We start from the raw sequence: 16,100 nt of genomic DNA on the forward strand, positions 1-16,100 counted from the left end.
TGCCTCAACGCGCTTAACCCGCGCACGGCAGTGGCTCCCCAACGCACTGCCTCACAGCAACGCAGCCTGGTACTCCACTTACTACAAGGACGGCATTGCCGATACTACTCAGCTACGGAGGGTAACCGCAGTGGAGTTTATTGTCCCCAAGGCAGTGGCTCCTCATCTGCCGATCTCCTCACCTTCGTTTTGCCGTGACTCCAACCATATGGGGACAGCAATCACAGCAGCTAGAATCAGCAATGCTAAAATTGCAAATTGACTAACCCAAGCAACCAACTGTTCCAGGGAAACAATTCTTCCAGCAAAGAAAGCAAGTGTCACCATAACACTAGCCCATGCGATAGCTCCTGCGATGTTGTATATCATGAATTTGCCAAAGGGCATCTCAACAATTCCAGCAAGTGGTGCGGCAAAAATTCGCAGCAAAGCCAGAAAGCGCCCAAAAAACACTGCTTTAGAAGCATTCTCGCTAAATTGTTCTCTTATAATCAAAAGTCTAGCTTCAGAAACTCTAAACAATCTACCTAGGCGCACAAGCAAAGACCAGCCGCCAGTTCTACCAATCCAATAACCACAGATACCTCCCACAACAGCACCTGCAATGGCGTCACTGAGGACTAGCCAGTAACTAAGTTCCTTACTGCCAGCAAGAAACCCCCCAACCAAAGTGACGGTTTCACCTGGAAGAGGAATCCCTAAATTCTCCAACAATATTCCCAAAAAAATTGCCCAATATCCATATTCATGAGCAACTTTCTGGATGTTTTCTAGTGATATAAATTCAAGAGACATCCAGCTCCGTTATCTTTACAAAATTTTACTTTTATTCTATGTTGACTCTTTTGTGGGCTAGGTGTCAATTGCGTCGTTCTACAAAATTCTGGACTCATAGACAAAAATCAATAGTTACTATACCAACTATTGATTTTTCACTCTTGGTGCTTAAAATACCACATGCGTACACTTACTAGCCTCACACAATTTCTTTTTATATAAAATTTATATTTTCATGAGGAAATTGTAAAAATTTGGTAAAAGATACGGTTGTTACCGAATTTATCATATGGTTATGCCTATATTGGGTAAAGTCAGGACAAATTATACGGCATAAATACTGAAATTCTCTGTCTTAACCCAATCGCTGCCAGTTTCTAGGAAACTGAATTAAGCAGCATTTTTTACTGAGAAGAGAAAATCAGCAGTTGTGTCTGTTTTTTGCATTTGTAAAATATTTCAACTACCCAGTAAGATTCATGACTATCACATCAAATTGTCAAGTTGTTTTGTTTAAACCCGAAGGACGTATAGACTTACAGGGTGGTATTGCTCTTAGCGAAAAGATGTCCGCCATAGTTCCTCAGCCTAATCAACTCTGGGTTCTTGACCTAGCCAAAGTTGATTTCATGGATAGTTCTGGGTTAGTTTCCCTAGTCAAAAGCTTAAAGTTGGCACGTCAAAGCGGTTGTCGTTTCGTTCTTTGCAATGTTCAAGATCCGGTTAGGTTAGTTTTGGAACTGACTCAACTAGATTCAGTATTTGAAATGTTTCACACTTACGAAGACATTTTCACCGTTGTTCAAGAAAAAAGTTTAGTTACAGTCGCCTGAAACCAGATTGGGCGATGGGAATGATGTTCAAGTCGAGTATTGGCTTTGCTGTCAGGCAATACCAATGGCAAGTGAATAAATCTGGCTTTTGAACACCAACGCTAGCCAAAGCAGGTGCAGTGGGAAATGGCCAAAGACGGTCAAAACAAATTTCACTTTTTTCCAGTCCAAACTGTATCAAATATGTCGCCGGTGGTGCTAATAAAAGTTGCAGGAGATTATGTGCCATGTGATACAAGCTTTGACGCAACACATCTGATAAATGCAGGGGCTGGTAATAAGTTAAGTCAGACGCCAGTAAATTGTCTGGTAACTTTTTCCCATTGAATTCATCTGCTAAAGTAATAGCCTCACCATAGAGAGGTCCATAAGCCGTTAACACCACTGGCAACCAAGAACTACCATTGCCAATGGCTACTTGTGTGTGTTGTGTTAATTTGTGACGTAACCCAGGAATATCCCGACAAGCTTTAATAATTCCTTCAAACGGCACTACCAGATTTTCAGGCAAACAGAGGGTTAAAGGGCAATAAATAATCTCCTGCAATTCGTTCGAGGCTTGTAAATCCCAGGGCTGGAATTCTTCTATTTGGTCAATACAAGTCAGATTATTCACCCCTTCGGGGTTCGCCCGTCGCTCCTGGGGAGCCAGTACTGTTGGCGTTTGCGTAGCGCCAAAGTCTGCCGGAGGGAGTATCCCCCCGGCGAGCTTTGCCCCTTCGGGGCGAGCCTGCCCGTAGGGCATAGGAGGGTTTCCCGACAGAGGCATGTGGCGTCCGCGCTGCCTCACTGCAACCACTTGTACAGAGGTTGCTTGCGTCGCGTCTTCAGCAATCGCCATCTCTATTGCAGACAACATCCTGCTTACGGTGGGAGATTGTATGATTTCTCTCCCATCGGATTCGATTACTACTAAGACTTTACGCATTGCTTGTAGAAATATTATTTTGAGGGGAGGCTACCCGAGGAAAATTTGGCAAATCTATCCCACCGTGAGAATCGGTACGGGTTTTCAGCGCCAGACGGTAACTTACGCTCTGAAGTTCTGCCTGGAGTTGGCGATTATCGCGTTGTAGAATTGCTACTTTTTCTCTGACAGGAGTCATGCGCTCCTCGAATTTACGACGATAGATTTGAGGCAACTCTTGTACGACTTGCTCAAGCATCCGACTGCGATCGCTCAGTTCTTGCACAGACTGCCGCAGTTGATAAATCTCACCGTCACGTGCTGAGATTTGCTCTTGATAAAAACTTACCTGCTGCTCTACAGCTTGTAATTGTTCTCGTAATTCTTGCAGTTGAGTGTCATAACGTTCAGACGCTTCGCTTTGGGGCATAAAGTTAGTGTTGCCCTTAACCAATCGGAAGAGTTCTTGAGACAATTGTTGTACTAGCTGATCCCGAAACTGCAATTCTTGGCGTAGGTTCGAGGCTTCTGCATAGAGGTCTTGAATCGAGGTATCATTTTGACTCACAGTGGCTTAGCCCTCCCATTCAGAACTTTTCGTTTTTCATGTACTACTGCGGCAATTAGACATTTGTAAGACATATTTTTATAAGTAAAATTAGCGAGATTATTTTGTGAAATCCGCTTCATTTTATTTGTCTATACGGTAGCTTGAGGCGCTAACTATTATACCATTACTTTAAGATTGTGTAAAAAAAATCCTAGATACTTGAAATACACTGACGCGGCTCGTTTCCTCTGGCTTGAGTATCAAACTTGAGGGCAACAGAGCCGCGTGAAGAATTAATGAATCAAAAGCTTTTAGGCAGCGGGGATTGTTGCCTGAGCTTGTTGTGCTTCTTTGACCTCTTGCTTGATAGTCAGGTAGCGAATCACTTCTTCGCTTAGACGCATAGAGCGCTCCATAATAGCAATCATGTTGCCAGGTCCAGTGTAATTCATTTGTATGTAGATGCCATCTCTTTGCCTATTAATTTCATAAGCAAGACGACGTTTACCTCGATTTTGAATCTCGAAATTGTCTGCTCCGTGTTCCCGCAGCAAGTTCTCATATTTAGCGGTCGCTTGCTCTACCTGTTCATCAGTTAAATCAGGACGGAGGATGTACATTGTTTCGTAAACGATTTGCATGATTTTAATCTCCTCATGGACTATATGGCTGCCGATGTTAACTTGTATTGACACTCGCGATTGACGATACCAACACCAATCAACATTACAAAGCAGCAAGGAACTTTTTGACGTTCTCTCGTGCAATGGGGTTGCCGGGATACTTGCTCACTTTTAGGAATTGTTTATCCTTTTTCTGAGTGAGCTATACGACGGATTGCTTGGGGGATCTGTCTGCCAACTACTATATCTTTATCTTTGGTAAAAGATACGGGTTTTAGTACTCTCCCCTCAGGTTTTATAATCTTACCAGCTTTTCATTTTTATGTAGCAGCTAAATCGCTCATTGAAACATTGCACACTGGCAGTTCGATTGCACAAAAGGATACTAATCAATGGTTATGGCGCAGCGGTATGTGCGAGTTCAAAATCTAGAAGGGCAAGTATACTATGGCTTGCTACAACTGTCTTTTAAGGTACATGTGCTAGATGCTGCACCTTGGCTACAAGGGCAACTCACGGATTTAATTTTGGATCCAGAAAGTTATCAAATCTTGGCTCCCTGCGCTCCTTCCAAAATTGTAGCGGTAGGTAAGAACTATGCAGAGCACGCAGCAGAAATGGGAACAGAAGTACCCGCCGAGCCTTTGCTGTTTCTCAAGCCGCCTACATCTATCATCGCTTCACAGGAAGAAATTCAGTATCCACCGCACTCGCAGCGAGTGGACTATGAAGGAGAACTAGCGCTAGTGATTGGCGATCGCACCATTAAGTGTACACCAGAGGAGGCTCAAACAAAGATTTGGGGTTATACCATTGCTAATGACGTGACAGCACGGGATTTACAAAAACGGGATAGTCAATGGACGCGAGCCAAGGGTTTCGATACGTTCTGCCCTTTGGGACCTTGGATTGTCCGAGAAATCAACCCTGGAGCCAGATTACAGACTTTTTTGAATGAGAACCCAACTCCTGTACAATCTGCCTGTATTGACCAGATGGTGTTTCCCCCAGATTTTCTCGTCTCCTATATATCTCAGGTGATGACACTACTACCAGGGGACATTGTACTAACAGGTACACCATTAGGGGTAGGACCGTTAAATCCTGGCGATCGGGTTCGTGTGGAAATTGAAGGTATTGGTCGTTTAGAAAATACCGTTAGAGATAGGGAAATCCTACAAAATCAGACACACTAAAATCAGAGCTAGTACTGAATGACACGCCAGGGTAAAGGAAAACAAAAGGTAGATGCTAAACTTTTCGCGCTAAGACAAAATCGCGACTGTTTCGGGTTAGGAGGGTTGGGAACAGTTGATAAGAGCTTTCACCTTACTGAGAAAGTACACCCTTTAAAACCAAATTGACAGCCGCTTGAGTATACTGCTCAATCATTTCAGAACTTAGCAATTCGACATCAGGGGTCAGATGTTTGAGGTTTTCGTAGGCATTAGCATAAAAAACGCATACGCCAGCGATAGTAAGTGTTGTCATATATGGATCTAACTTACAGAAAACTCCTTCTTGCATCCCCTTTTCTAAAATTTGAGTTATGTATCCAATTGGTTCTTGCCAACTTGTTAACTGGAAATACTTTCCTTGATTTTGATTCGCTTCTTGAAATAACAACATCCCTCGGTAGCGGTGGGAAATTTCATAAGCGATTATAGTTTGCAAAAATATTCTTAGCGCTTCTGGTGCTGGTAACTGCTCCAAATTTAGCTGCTCTAGTATTTGTTGGAATTGGGTTGCAGGACGTTGCAACACCGCTTGGTATAATCCTTCTTTACTTTGGAAGTAGTAGTAAATCATTCTGGGCGCTACTTTTGCGCTGTTTGCGATCGCCTCAGTTCGCGCCCCAAACAGTCCTAGCTTGGCAAACTCAACCTCCGCAGCATCAAGAATCTGCTGCTTTGTCGCCTCTGCATCACGTATCGCTCGTTTGGTTTTAGATGAAGATTTGGTATTTGCTGTTCCACCCACGACAGTAAAAAATTAATTTTCTTTGCAACAGACAAGCCTCTATAGATAGATTTTACAAGCATCTAAGCTTTTTTACGAAAAAATGAACTAAAAATTTAATTCACTCTTGACAGACAAGCTATGAGTGTTTCATGCTGATATTTATGAAATAAATTTTTAATTAATTGAACCTAGGCTATGCAACGACTTAAATCGGCTCTGGAAATGCCGGGTGATTTCGGCGTGCCAATTTTGAGTGATCTTCAATTTGCTGCAAGTGAAGGGTACTGTTTGCTGCAAAAGTGGCAAAAGTACGGTTCTGCCTTTAAAATGCGACTTTTGGGTCAAAAGTGTGCCGTTTTGATTGGTGCCCAAGCAAACAGACTCGTGCTTGTTGAGCAAGCAGACTGCTTGTCTTCGTATTTGGGTTGGCGATATTTTGTAGAGCCTCCCTTCGGGCGAACCTTGATGATTCAAGATGGACAAGAACACTCAAACACGCGCCGGCTAATGATGCCTGCATTTCATAGTACAGCAATAGCTAGTTACTTTCAAACAATGCAGGAAATTGTGCAAGCCAGCCTTAAAACCTTGGCGACTCAGGGTGAAGTTCCTCTAATGGATGCGTTGCGAAGGATGACTTTGCTGGTTGGGGTGCGACTGTTATTAGGCATACCTCAAAATCAGGAAATTGACGAAATTGAGCAATGGTATGAAGCACAGCTAAAAGCTTCGTTAACGCTATTTCGGCTAAATCTACCATTCACCACATTTGGAAAGGGACAAATTGCACGCCAAAAGTTGAAACGACAACTCCTCTTAATCATTGCCCAAAGACGACAAGCGTTAAGACTGCTTGCTTCACAGGATGCCTTGGGGTTATTTTTAGCAGCCGTTGATACAGAAGGGAAGACATTACCTGATGAGCAAATTATGGATGAAGTAGTGCATTTAGTAAATGCTTCGCACTTTACAACGGCGGGTGTATTATCTTGGGCAATGTTCGAGTTGGCGGCGCGTCCCCAGTGGTGCCAACGCCTGCGCTGCGAACTTGAACAAGTTGTTGGAAGTGGTGATTTAAATGTTGAGCAACTGCGACAATTGCCGCAAATGACTCATTTTTTGAAAGAGATTGAGCGACTCTACCCACCAACTTCTTTAATTGTGCGGGGTGTGGTTAAGGAGATTGAATTTGCAGGATATCAAATTCCCCCAGGTTGGACGATTATTATTTCGCAATTTGTGACGCATCGGCTGTCTTCTATATATACAAATCCAGAAGAATTTGACCCAGATCGCTTTGCGCCACCACGCGAAGAAGATAAAAAAGTACCGTTCTCGTTGCTTGGTTTTGGTGGTGGTGCCCACGTTTGCATCGGTCGAGAATTTGCGTTGATGGAAATCAAGATTTTTCTGGCTTCATTGCTACGTAAATATCATTGGGTGATAACGCCAGAGTATTCTGCTGTTGCGCCCGTGCTAGTTCCTCCTAAAGCCCAGAATAAACTACGGGTACGCTTAACACCTGCTTAAAACATTAGAAATTTGCACGAATATTCTAAAATAATCAACTTTTATTAGCTATATGGCTCGTTTTCTAATTGGTACAATTGCTGCAACCGGACACGTTAACCCCGCTTTACCAATTGCTCGAAAGCTTGTAGAAAGTAGTCACGAAGTATGGTGGTATACAGGAATTGGATTTAAGGATAAGATTGAAGCTACTGGCGCACATCATGTTCCAATTCGCACAGGCATAGATTTGAGCGACTCCAGCACCATTCCCCAATCTTGGTTAGAGCAAAAAGATGCACTCAAGGGATTAGATCAGTTTAAGTTTTATCTCAAGCACGGCTTTATTGATTCAGCAGTTACACAACTGGAGGATTTAACTCAAATATTGCGCGAATATCCAGCTGAGGTTTTGTTGTGTGATGTCTTCTTTCTTGGTATGTCCTGGTTACATGAAAAAACTGACTTGCCGTGGGCAGCATTTGGAATGTCAGCATTACCTTTTAGTAGTCGTGATGTGGCACCTTTTGGACTTGGAATGCAGCCAAATAATTCAACTCTCGGAAGATTACGAAATACATTTTTAAATTGGTTATCAAAAAATGTTTTAATGCGTGATGTGAGGGTTCATCTCGACAGTGTTCGAGCGAAAGTTGGGTTACCACCCAAGTCGCAAGATTTTTTCACTGCTGCACTGTCACCATTTCTTTATTTACAAGGCACGACACCATCTTTTGAGTATCCCAAGAGCGACATTGCGCCTCAAGTCCATTTCATCGGAACCTTTTTGCCTAGTGCTTCATCAGACTTTACGCCTCCACCTTGGTGGGATGATCTTAAATGTGGAAAACCTATTATTCATGTCACACAAGGTACAGTTGCAACTGAGGCAGGAGATTTAATTATCCCCACAATTCAGGCTTTTGCAAATGAGGATGTATTACTGGTTGTGACAACAGGAGGACAACCAGTAGAAAATTTACAACTCACTTCAATTCCTGATAATGTCAGAGTGGAAAAATTTCTTCCTCACGCGCATCTTTTGCCTTATGTTGATGTCATGGTGACAAACGGTGGGTTCAATGGTGTACAAATTGCCTTAGCAAATGGTGTACCAATGGTTACTGCTGGTCAGACAGAAGAGAAGCCAGAAATTTGTGCGCGAGTGCAATGGGCCGGTGTGGGAATTGACCTCAAAACAAGTACACCTACAGCTAAACAAATTCGAGATGCTGTCATGAAAATTATTAGTTCATCTCAATATAAACAAAGGGCAGAGAACTTAAAAACTGAGATGAGTCACTATGATGCACCAACTCTTGCTACAAAGCTATTAGAGCAATTGGCATCAACAAACTTGCCTGTTTTTAGAACAAGTCAGTAATGAGTTCTTTATTAATTCATGTTTTTCAGTACTTCCACCAGAGCACTACCATTTTTTGCAACACAACCTTATGTCACGACTAAGCCATCTCTGACATGAATTGTGCGTTTGGTTTGAGCAGCAACATCGGGTTCGTGAGTCACGATAACTATAGTGATGCCTTGGTTATTTAAATCAGTCAGTAAGTCCATGACATCTTGGGATGTTTTGGTGTCTAAAGCTCCGGTGGGTTCGTCTGCGAGTACAAGAGCGGGATTGTTGACAAGAGCACGCGCGATCGCAACTCGCTGTTGTTGTCCCCCTGAAAGTTGGCTAGGACGGTTATGTAAGCGCTGTGCTAGTCCTACCCTAGTCAAAGCTTGAATTGCCCGTTGGCGTCGTTTCGACTTTGGCACGTTGGCATAAACCATCGGTAGCATAACATTCTCAAGCGCGGTGGAACGTGCCAACAAATTGAACTGTTGAAACACAAAGCCAATGCGTCGATTACGAATGTAAGCGAGTTCATCATTCGCCAATGTGCTTAAATTGCGTCCCTCCAGAATATAGTATCCAGCGGTTGGACGATCAAGGCAACCGAGAATATTCATCAAGGTAGACTTCCCGGAACCAGACATTCCCATAATCGCCACGTATTCGCCTTCTTCAATGGATAAGTCAATTCCCTTGAGAATCGGAACTTCCGTGTTGTCTAAACGATAACTTTTCGTAATCGATTCCATCCAAATCATTGTTGCAGCCATTTTAGTCACTCCGTAACGCAGTAATTGAAGAAGAAGTCAGAAGACAGAATATGTCCTACGGACACGCTACTTTGAACACAAATCAGAAAATCAATGGGAGATTGAGATCCGCCACTGATTCAACACCACCAAGTGCGGAATGATCGCTCATTGAGTCGAGTTGAGGGGCGATTGCCGGAGGCGCAGCTAGCTTAACGCCAGTCATATCATGTCCGCCTAATTACTTATAATTCGTCTATACTTTCAATTACATCAATCCAAGATGACAGCTTGCCCCTTGTTTGAATTACAATTTTGTAATCGATAAAAAATCTGGCTCTTCTGGCTTTGGTGGAAATTTTTAATCTTTAATTTGCTCAATAGATAGTTCAAAACATCAAAGTTTTGAATGACCATCAAAAAACCATGCATATCCTGTTCGTCGAAGATGAATCAAGAATAGCAAGCTTCGTCCGAGCTGGACTGAAGGAACAGGGAATTGTCGTTGATTATTGCGACAACGGTGATGATGGATACATCAGGGCAATGGAAAATGAGTATGATGTAATCGTGCTGGACATCATGGTTCCAGGGAAGGATGGGCTGTTTATCCTTAAACACCTGCGACGAGAAGGGCGTAATGTGCCAGTGATTTTGTTAACTGCTCGCAATGAACTAGATGATCGACTTGAAGGTTTAAATCTTGGGGCGGACGACTATATAGCCAAACCATTTTTTGTTGAGGAGTTGGTTGCCCGCATTCATGCTGTAGTGCGTCGGAGTATAAGCGTTAACGGAGGGACTCCACAGGAATATCGCCAAAACCTGTTGTCTGTCGGCTCGCTCAAATTGGATCGTATCACGCGGGAAGTCACCTGCAATCAACAGGTAGTGGAACTCACCACCCGCGAATTTAATCTTCTGGAATACCTGATGCGCTCTCCTGGACGAGTCTTTACCCGTATGCAAATCCTGGAACATGTCTGGGGTTATGATTTCAACCCCAATACCAACGTCGTTGATGTATGTATCCAAAGGATTCGCAAAAAGATTGACCCGATTAGTGGAACGGCTTGGATTGAGAGTGTACGGGGAGTTGGGTATCGTTTCTCTAAGCCAGAGTCTTAATTTTTGACTATTCTAGTCACGAGTTCCACTGTAAGCAGCTTCGGAGATAAAGGGAATCTCAGCGTAGAGTCCTCTTACAGCTTGAACAATACTATATATTGATGCACCGACAACTGCTACGAAAATCAAGGTAAACATCACACTTTGAAACAAAGGTTCTGGTATTGACGCACCCTGTTGCACAATACCTATAAGGTCTAAAACTGCCCCGCACAAATAAGCAAATATAGACAGCAAAAGAGCTTGCAAGGTATGGAAGCGGATAAAGTGTTGAACTTTTTCGTTTCTTACTACAAGAAGAAACAAAGCAAAGAAAATTATTAGACTGGCAAATGGTATCCCATAATACAGTTGAATCAGAGGAATAAAAGGTATGTAGAGCGATCGCAACAAAGGCAGCTTAGCAAAACTACTAACTTCAATAAAAGGTAAAAGATAAGGCAAGCAAGACAAAAGGCGGTCTTGAGTTGTGGTACCTCCGCGCCAAGCCATCTTGATTTCTCCCGTTGTTAAATGTTGATGTTACTATGCCAAGGATAACGCAGTTAATTAGGTAGAGGATAAAGTCTCTACCATTAAGCATAGTTGTTGGTCATTCAATATTAGCAACTCGAAAACCCATAAGACACTCAAACTGGTCTGGCTGCTGTTCAGTCAGTTTGCGAATAGCTTGACCACAATAGAGTTTACCTTGACGCCACCGGGGTTGACCACTTCCGTCAGCAAGTAAACAAGATTGGCATACCTGTTGAGGAGCAAAAATTTGGTTATCCATGAGAATTACTAGCATCCTATTTCTCCTATCAGTCCTGAGGATGATCCACATATACCCAGGGGGAGAAAACTGGTAAGGATGGCAATAAATGCTGTAGCGGATGATTCGTCCGTTTTGCTGGACGTTGTTACATCTGTTACATTTTTGTCTGTCTTTGCCCAACCTCCCATGCTCACTTTGGAAGAATGTGGATCATGACAATCTCATCAAAATTTATATATTGAGTTTAGTTTATTGTACGTTGCTTGTTTTGCTTTGTAGTCAAAAGTAATACATAAATTAATTTTTGAATTTTTTGATCAAGGCTAAGGGTGTAGGGGTGTGAGCGCTCAGCGGCTCGACTGAGCGTTCGACTGAGATCACGCCCAAGTCTTGTGTAGGGCGGCTGTGCCGACGCCCCAGATGTGGCGTGTGAAATTCCCCTATCAGGCTGCAAGCGGGAGGATGAGAACCCCTAGGCAATAGCTGCGGGGATGAAATCCGACTCGACGGGTTTTAACCCGGCGTTTCTCTACTTTCCGCGTTGATTTTCAATATACTTTTTGACTACCTCAGTACTGACTTGACCTGTTGTCGCCACAAAATAGGTAGGAGTCCACAAAGCGGGTAGCTTTTTTAATTCAGGAAATTCTTTTCTCAAGTGGTGAGACGCTCTTGCTTTTACCCACCTTGCAATATCTGCCGCTGACTCATTAGTGGGAGCATTAATGAAAAAGTGAACATGGTCTGGCATGATTTCCAGCGCAATCATCTTCCATCCGTGTTCTGTCACTAGTTCAAAGATAATTTCTTGTAGCCGTTTCGCCACATCCTGAACTAGTATAGGCTTTCTTCGTTTAGGTACAAATACAAAATGATAATTGATTGACGATATTGAATTTTCAGTGCGCCGATACTCATAATCTTTGCTTGATAGTTTAGCCATATTTCCGGAATAATGTTGTTGATGCCTGTAGTAGCTATGATAATTAACAACAATAGGGTGATGCTAGTTGTACAGGACTATCCCAGTCAGAGCAAGATTTACTTCGGAAGAAAATGCATTTTGGTTAGACCAGTGTCAACACGCAAGTAGTTTGATTAACTGTGCTGTTTACCACATTCGGCAAACGCATTATACACGTCTTCAAGAAATGGATAATGCATACACAACTTACTGGCGCGCTGATGAGTTGCGTTGCAGTTGGAAAACTTACCAGTGCAACAGTTCTTATCCGGAATTGGACAAAGTTCTTAAAGACAACCCGCACTACAAAGGTCTGGCAGCGCAGGCAGCTCAACAAACTTTAAAGTCAGTCGGTGAGTCAATCACAAGTTACAACGGACTTGTAAAAGCTTATTACAAGGGAGAAGTTGACCGCCCGTCTTTACCTAAGTACCGCAAAAAAGGAGGATTAGCCGCAGTCACGTTTCCACGTCAAGCCCTCAGTTTTAAAGATGGGTACTTCAAGCCATCAATCAGCAAACAAACAAAACCAGAACTTATTATAGAAATCAAGTTGAAACTACCTGATTTTATTGATTCTGATTGGGTCAAACAAGTGACAATCCGCCCATGTCTTGGGGAATTTATGATTGACTGGGTTATTGATGATGAAAAAAAACCAATTAAAGTCAATCCAAACCTTGACTACAGTCATGCTTGGTCATTCGACCACGGAGGAACAAACTGGCTAACGGGCGTTTCAACACGCGGGAAAAGTTTTATTATTGATGGTCGCAAGCTTAAAGCGATGAATCAAGGTTATTGTCGCTTGGTTGCGAAGTATAAACAGGGAAAGCCTGATTTCTACTGGGACTCCAATCTCAACCGAGTGCAACGTAAACGCAACAACCAAATGCGTGATGCGATTAATAAGGCAGCGCGGTTCATTGTCAATCGCTGTTTGAACGACAAGATTGGCAACATCATTATCGGATGGAATGACGGGCACAAAGTTGGTTCTGATATGGCCAAAGTCAATAATCAAAACTTTGTACCCATCCCTACAGGACGATTGATTGCGCGGCTAAAACAACTGGCGAGTGAATACGGAATCGTTTGTACTGTGGTCGAAGAAGCGTACACAAGCAAAGCATCTTTTCTAGATGGCGATAGTCTCCACAAGTTTGGTGAAAAACCCAAGGATTGGAAGCCATCGGGTAGAAGAGTAGAACGTGGGTTGTATAAAACAGCCACGGGTTTGTTAATTAATGCAGATTGCAACGGTGCAGCGAACATTGCACGAAACGTAGCTACACAGCTAGGCGTTAGCCTGGTCGAGGTAGGTAGGGCAGTATTGGCACTGCCACAACGATATGACTTGTTTTATCGCTTAAGTCAATCATATCGTAGACGCTGCGCAGATGGGCTTTTAGCCCTCGGAGCAGCAACAGTCTAGAATCCCCCTTTTTCTAAAAGGGGGAGATGTCAAGTAACTTCTTAACTGTTCACTGTTCACTGTTCACTGTTAACTGTTCACTGTTTGAATGGACAGGCGATAATTGAGTAAGTCGGGCTAAATAAATGTCATGAATGATGAGTCATTAGTCAAGAACTCTTAGACCATAAACTCATACCTCTAGACAGTTACCGACTATTGTGCAAATTTCCATAAGGATAACGATTAGTGACTTTGACTAACTCAGATTTTCTTGCCTCCTCCGATCCTGCGGTAGCGGAGTTAATCAACCAAGAACTACAGCGTCAACGCGATCACTTGGAGTTGATTGCTAGTGAGAACTTTACCTCGGCTGCTGTCCTAGCGGCTCAAGGTTCCGTACTGACAAACAAGTATGCTGAGGGATTGCCTGGTAAACGTTACTATGGTGGTTGTGAGTTCGTAGACAAAATTGAACAACTGGCTATTGACCGTGCTAAACAGTTGTTTGGTGCTGCTCATGCCAATGTACAACCGCATTCTGGCGCACAGGCAAATTTTGCAGTGTTTTTGACGCTGCTGGAACCAGGTGATAAATTCATGGGGATGGATTTGTCTCACGGGGGACACCTGACGCACGGTTCACCTGTCAACGTATCTGGTAAGTGGTTCCAGGCTTGCCACTACGGTGTTAATCAGCAAACAGAAGAACTAGACTATGACCAAATTCGAGAGCTGGCGCTTAGGGAGCGTCCAAAGCTTTTGATTTGTGGTTATTCTGCATATCCTCGCATAATTGATTTTGAAAAATTCCGTAGTATTGCTGATGAAGTCGGTGCGTACTTACTGGCAGATATAGCCCACATCGCCGGATTGGTTGCTAGTGGTCTTCACCCCGACCCCATTCCCTATTGTGATGTTGTAACTACAACAACACACAAAACTCTACGTGGTCCCAGGGCTGGCTTAATCTTAACCCGCGATCCAGAACTGGGTAAAAAGCTTGATAAATCGGTTTTCCCTGGTAATCAGGGTGGACCACTCGAACATGTGATTGCTGCAAAAGCAGTTGCTTTCGCTGAAGCCCTCAAGCCAGAGTTTAAAGCATATTCTGCTCAGGTGATTGACAATGCTCGTGCCTTGGCTACCCAACTTCAAGACCGAGGTTTAAAGTTGGTGTCAAATGGAACTGATAATCATCTAATGCTAGTAGACTTACGGTCGATTGGTATGACGGGTAAGCAAGCGGATCAGTTGGTTAGTGGTGTGAATATTACTGCCAACAAGAATACAGTACCGTTTGACCCAGAGTCACCATTTGTGACTAGTGGTTTGAGGTTGGGTTCTCCAGCTATGACAACGCGTGGCTTGGGAGTCGAAGAGTTTACGGAGATTGGCAATATTATTGCTGATCGCTTATTAAATCCAGATTCAGCAGACATTGCTGAAGATTGTCGGCGACGAGTAAAAGCGTTGTGCGATCGCTTCCCCCTATATTCTCACATCACGATTCCTGTACCAGCATTAGTATGACATCATCGCTAGGTTAAGGTAGTTCACCGAATCAGTTCACAATTCATTTGGAATTGTTATATTTGTAAGTTATGAGTTAGGCATTTTTCATGAAAACTTCCTAACTCATAATTTTTTATGTCTCTATTTAGCAATGTTTTTTTGATGTCTTTTAGCCAATATGAGACTATAATGCAGTGAAAATGCTACAAACGTTTGTCACAAAAAAGTAACAATTCATTTCAGGAGTTATCCAGTGTCTATCCCAGAAATAACTCAAGCGCTTTTGGCGGCAAAAAAAGAAAAAGGACTAACCTTTGCTGATTTAGAAAAGATTTTGGGACGTGACGAAGTGTGGATTGCATCTGTTTTCTACCGTCAAGCTAGTGCTTCTGAGGAAGAAGCGAAGTTATTGGTTGAAGCATTAGGGCTTGATACGATTTATGTTAGGGAATTAAGTGAATACCCTGTCAAAGGTTTGGGACCTATTGTTCCCACAGACCCGCTTATTTATCGTTTCTACGAAATTATGCAGGTTTATGGAATGCCGATCAAAGAGGTGATTCACGAGAAGTTTGGTGATGGGATTATGAGCGCCATAGACTTTACTTTGAATATTGAAAAAGAAGAAGATTCTAAAGGCGATCGCGTAAAAGTCATCATGTCTGGAAAATTTCTGCCATACAAAAAATGGTGAGATTTCATCTGCGGAAGTTCACATCCTTGTAAACGTGCAGAAAATTTTCAACCAATCTTTCTATAAGTCTGCTTACGCCCTAATTGAATAACGTTCTAACTCTTCACACAATAACAGCAAACACCACAAAAAACATTAGATTTGACACCTTACTACTCTCAAGAAAATGGAGCAATATAAGTCAATACGGTTCAGTTAGCAGTGTTGAATTCTGTTGATCCCCCCAACCCACGCCAGGTGCTACAAGTCGGGAAACCCGAACGCCAGATACCTCTGTCGGGAAACCCTCCTCCAGTACTGGCTCATGCCACATGCCTCAACGCGGGGAACCCGCGCACGGTGAGACAGCGCTGCAGGAGGG

At 43.0% G+C, this 16,100-nt stretch carries 19 protein-coding genes; 9 read left to right on the forward strand and 10 right to left on the reverse strand.

Translation table 11 applies throughout. The features are described 5' to 3' along the window. The coding region (locus AC5590_RS03905) for a hypothetical protein (protein WP_211178717.1) at positions 1-198 on the forward strand (198 nt) is incomplete at its 5' end. Here AC5590_RS03905 and AC5590_RS03910 read toward each other — a convergent pair. Next, positions 163-795 (reverse strand): DedA family protein, encoded by a 633-nt coding sequence (locus AC5590_RS03910; RefSeq protein WP_169268195.1) that lies wholly within the window; start codon positions 793-795, stop codon positions 163-165. The genes AC5590_RS03905 and AC5590_RS03910 overlap by 36 nt on opposite strands. A gap of 461 nt (positions 796-1,256) precedes the next feature. On the opposite strand from AC5590_RS03910, the gene AC5590_RS03915 reads away from it, so the two are divergent. Next, on the forward strand, positions 1,257-1,610 hold the full coding sequence (locus AC5590_RS03915; RefSeq protein WP_169268196.1) for an STAS domain-containing protein: 354 nt from the start codon (positions 1,257-1,259) through the stop codon (positions 1,608-1,610). Here AC5590_RS03915 and AC5590_RS03920 read toward each other — a convergent pair. The 3 genes from AC5590_RS03920 to rpsF form a co-directional block, all read right to left on the reverse strand. Then, the gene (locus tag AC5590_RS03920) at positions 1,597-2,538 is read right to left on the reverse strand and encodes a hypothetical protein (RefSeq protein ID WP_169268197.1); all 942 of its coding nucleotides are present in this window, start codon (positions 2,536-2,538) and stop codon (positions 1,597-1,599) included. The two genes, AC5590_RS03915 and AC5590_RS03920, sit on opposite strands and share 14 nt — an antisense overlap. After that, entirely contained in the window at positions 2,531-3,085 is a 555-nt protein-coding gene (locus tag AC5590_RS03925) for an Npun_F5560 family protein (protein WP_169268198.1), read from the reverse strand. The genes AC5590_RS03920 and AC5590_RS03925 overlap by 8 nt, the downstream gene beginning before the upstream one ends. 293 nt (positions 3,086-3,378) lie before the next feature. Continuing rightward, positions 3,379-3,708 (reverse strand): 30S ribosomal protein S6, encoded by a 330-nt coding sequence (rpsF, locus tag AC5590_RS03930; protein ID WP_169268199.1) that lies wholly within the window; start codon positions 3,706-3,708, stop codon positions 3,379-3,381. Between the two features lie 380 nt (positions 3,709-4,088). On the opposite strand from rpsF, the gene AC5590_RS03935 reads away from it, so the two are divergent. After that, the gene (locus tag AC5590_RS03935) at positions 4,089-4,886 is read left to right on the forward strand and encodes a fumarylacetoacetate hydrolase family protein (RefSeq protein WP_169268210.1); all 798 of its coding nucleotides are present in this window, start codon (positions 4,089-4,091) and stop codon (positions 4,884-4,886) included. 133 nt (positions 4,887-5,019) lie between these two features. Here the strand turns inward: AC5590_RS03935 and AC5590_RS03940 are convergent, their stop codons facing one another. Continuing rightward, positions 5,020-5,670 carry a TetR/AcrR family transcriptional regulator gene (locus AC5590_RS03940; RefSeq protein WP_169268200.1) on the reverse strand — a complete coding sequence of 217 codons (651 nt, stop codon included), beginning with the start codon at positions 5,668-5,670 and terminating at the stop codon, positions 5,020-5,022. Positions 5,671-5,847: 177 nt separating this feature from the next. On the opposite strand from AC5590_RS03940, the gene AC5590_RS03945 reads away from it, so the two are divergent. Together AC5590_RS03945 and AC5590_RS03950 are read left to right on the forward strand one after the other, a co-directional pair. Then, positions 5,848-7,182, forward strand: a complete 1,335-nt coding sequence (locus AC5590_RS03945; protein WP_169268201.1) for a cytochrome P450 — start codon at positions 5,848-5,850, stop codon at positions 7,180-7,182. A 52-nt stretch (positions 7,183-7,234) separates the two neighbouring features. Further along, positions 7,235-8,545, forward strand: coding sequence for a glycosyltransferase (locus tag AC5590_RS03950; protein WP_169268202.1), 1,311 nt, complete (start codon positions 7,235-7,237; stop codon positions 8,543-8,545). A 68-nt stretch (positions 8,546-8,613) separates the two neighbouring features. Here AC5590_RS03950 and AC5590_RS03955 read toward each other — a convergent pair whose 3' ends face one another. Beyond that, a complete protein-coding gene (locus AC5590_RS03955; RefSeq protein ID WP_169268211.1) occupies positions 8,614-9,276 on the reverse strand; it encodes an ABC transporter ATP-binding protein in 663 nt (220 codons plus the stop codon). A gap of 94 nt (positions 9,277-9,370) precedes the next feature. After that, a complete protein-coding gene (locus AC5590_RS03960) occupies positions 9,371-9,493 on the reverse strand; it encodes a hypothetical protein (RefSeq protein WP_282453087.1) in 123 nt (40 codons plus the stop codon). Between the two features lie 200 nt (positions 9,494-9,693). On the opposite strand from AC5590_RS03960, the gene AC5590_RS03965 reads away from it, so the two are divergent. Next, the gene (locus AC5590_RS03965) at positions 9,694-10,395 is read left to right on the forward strand and encodes a response regulator transcription factor (protein ID WP_169268203.1); all 702 of its coding nucleotides are present in this window, start codon (positions 9,694-9,696) and stop codon (positions 10,393-10,395) included. A gap of 12 nt (positions 10,396-10,407) precedes the next feature. On the opposite strand, the gene AC5590_RS03970 is transcribed toward AC5590_RS03965, so the two are convergent. The 3 genes from AC5590_RS03970 to tnpA all read right to left on the reverse strand — a co-directional run bounded on the left by AC5590_RS03970 (position 10,408) and on the right by tnpA (position 12,095). Further along, a complete protein-coding gene (locus AC5590_RS03970; protein ID WP_169268204.1) occupies positions 10,408-10,887 on the reverse strand; it encodes a Tic20 family protein in 480 nt (159 codons plus the stop codon). 100 nt (positions 10,888-10,987) lie between these two features. Next, a complete protein-coding gene (locus AC5590_RS03975) occupies positions 10,988-11,185 on the reverse strand; it encodes a hypothetical protein (RefSeq protein ID WP_169268205.1) in 198 nt (65 codons plus the stop codon). 496 nt (positions 11,186-11,681) lie between these two features. Further along, a complete protein-coding gene (tnpA, locus tag AC5590_RS03980) occupies positions 11,682-12,095 on the reverse strand; it encodes an IS200/IS605 family transposase (protein ID WP_169268206.1) in 414 nt (137 codons plus the stop codon). 67 nt (positions 12,096-12,162) lie between these two features. On the opposite strand from tnpA, the gene AC5590_RS03985 reads away from it, so the two are divergent. From AC5590_RS03985 to cynS, 3 genes are all read left to right on the forward strand, one after another. After that, positions 12,163-13,551 (forward strand): RNA-guided endonuclease InsQ/TnpB family protein, encoded by a 1,389-nt coding sequence (locus AC5590_RS03985; RefSeq protein WP_169268207.1) that lies wholly within the window; start codon positions 12,163-12,165, stop codon positions 13,549-13,551. A 228-nt stretch (positions 13,552-13,779) separates the two neighbouring features. Beyond that, on the forward strand, positions 13,780-15,063 hold the full coding sequence (gene glyA, locus AC5590_RS03990) for a serine hydroxymethyltransferase (RefSeq protein WP_169268208.1): 1,284 nt from the start codon (positions 13,780-13,782) through the stop codon (positions 15,061-15,063). Between the two features lie 235 nt (positions 15,064-15,298). Then, the gene (gene cynS, locus AC5590_RS03995) at positions 15,299-15,739 is read left to right on the forward strand and encodes a cyanase (protein WP_169268209.1); all 441 of its coding nucleotides are present in this window, start codon (positions 15,299-15,301) and stop codon (positions 15,737-15,739) included. The last annotated feature ends 361 nt before the right edge of the window (positions 15,740-16,100 follow it).

Source organism: Brasilonema octagenarum UFV-OR1, from assembly GCF_963888615.1.
Classification (GTDB): Bacteria; Cyanobacteriota; Cyanobacteriia; order Cyanobacteriales; family Nostocaceae; genus Brasilonema; species Brasilonema sennae.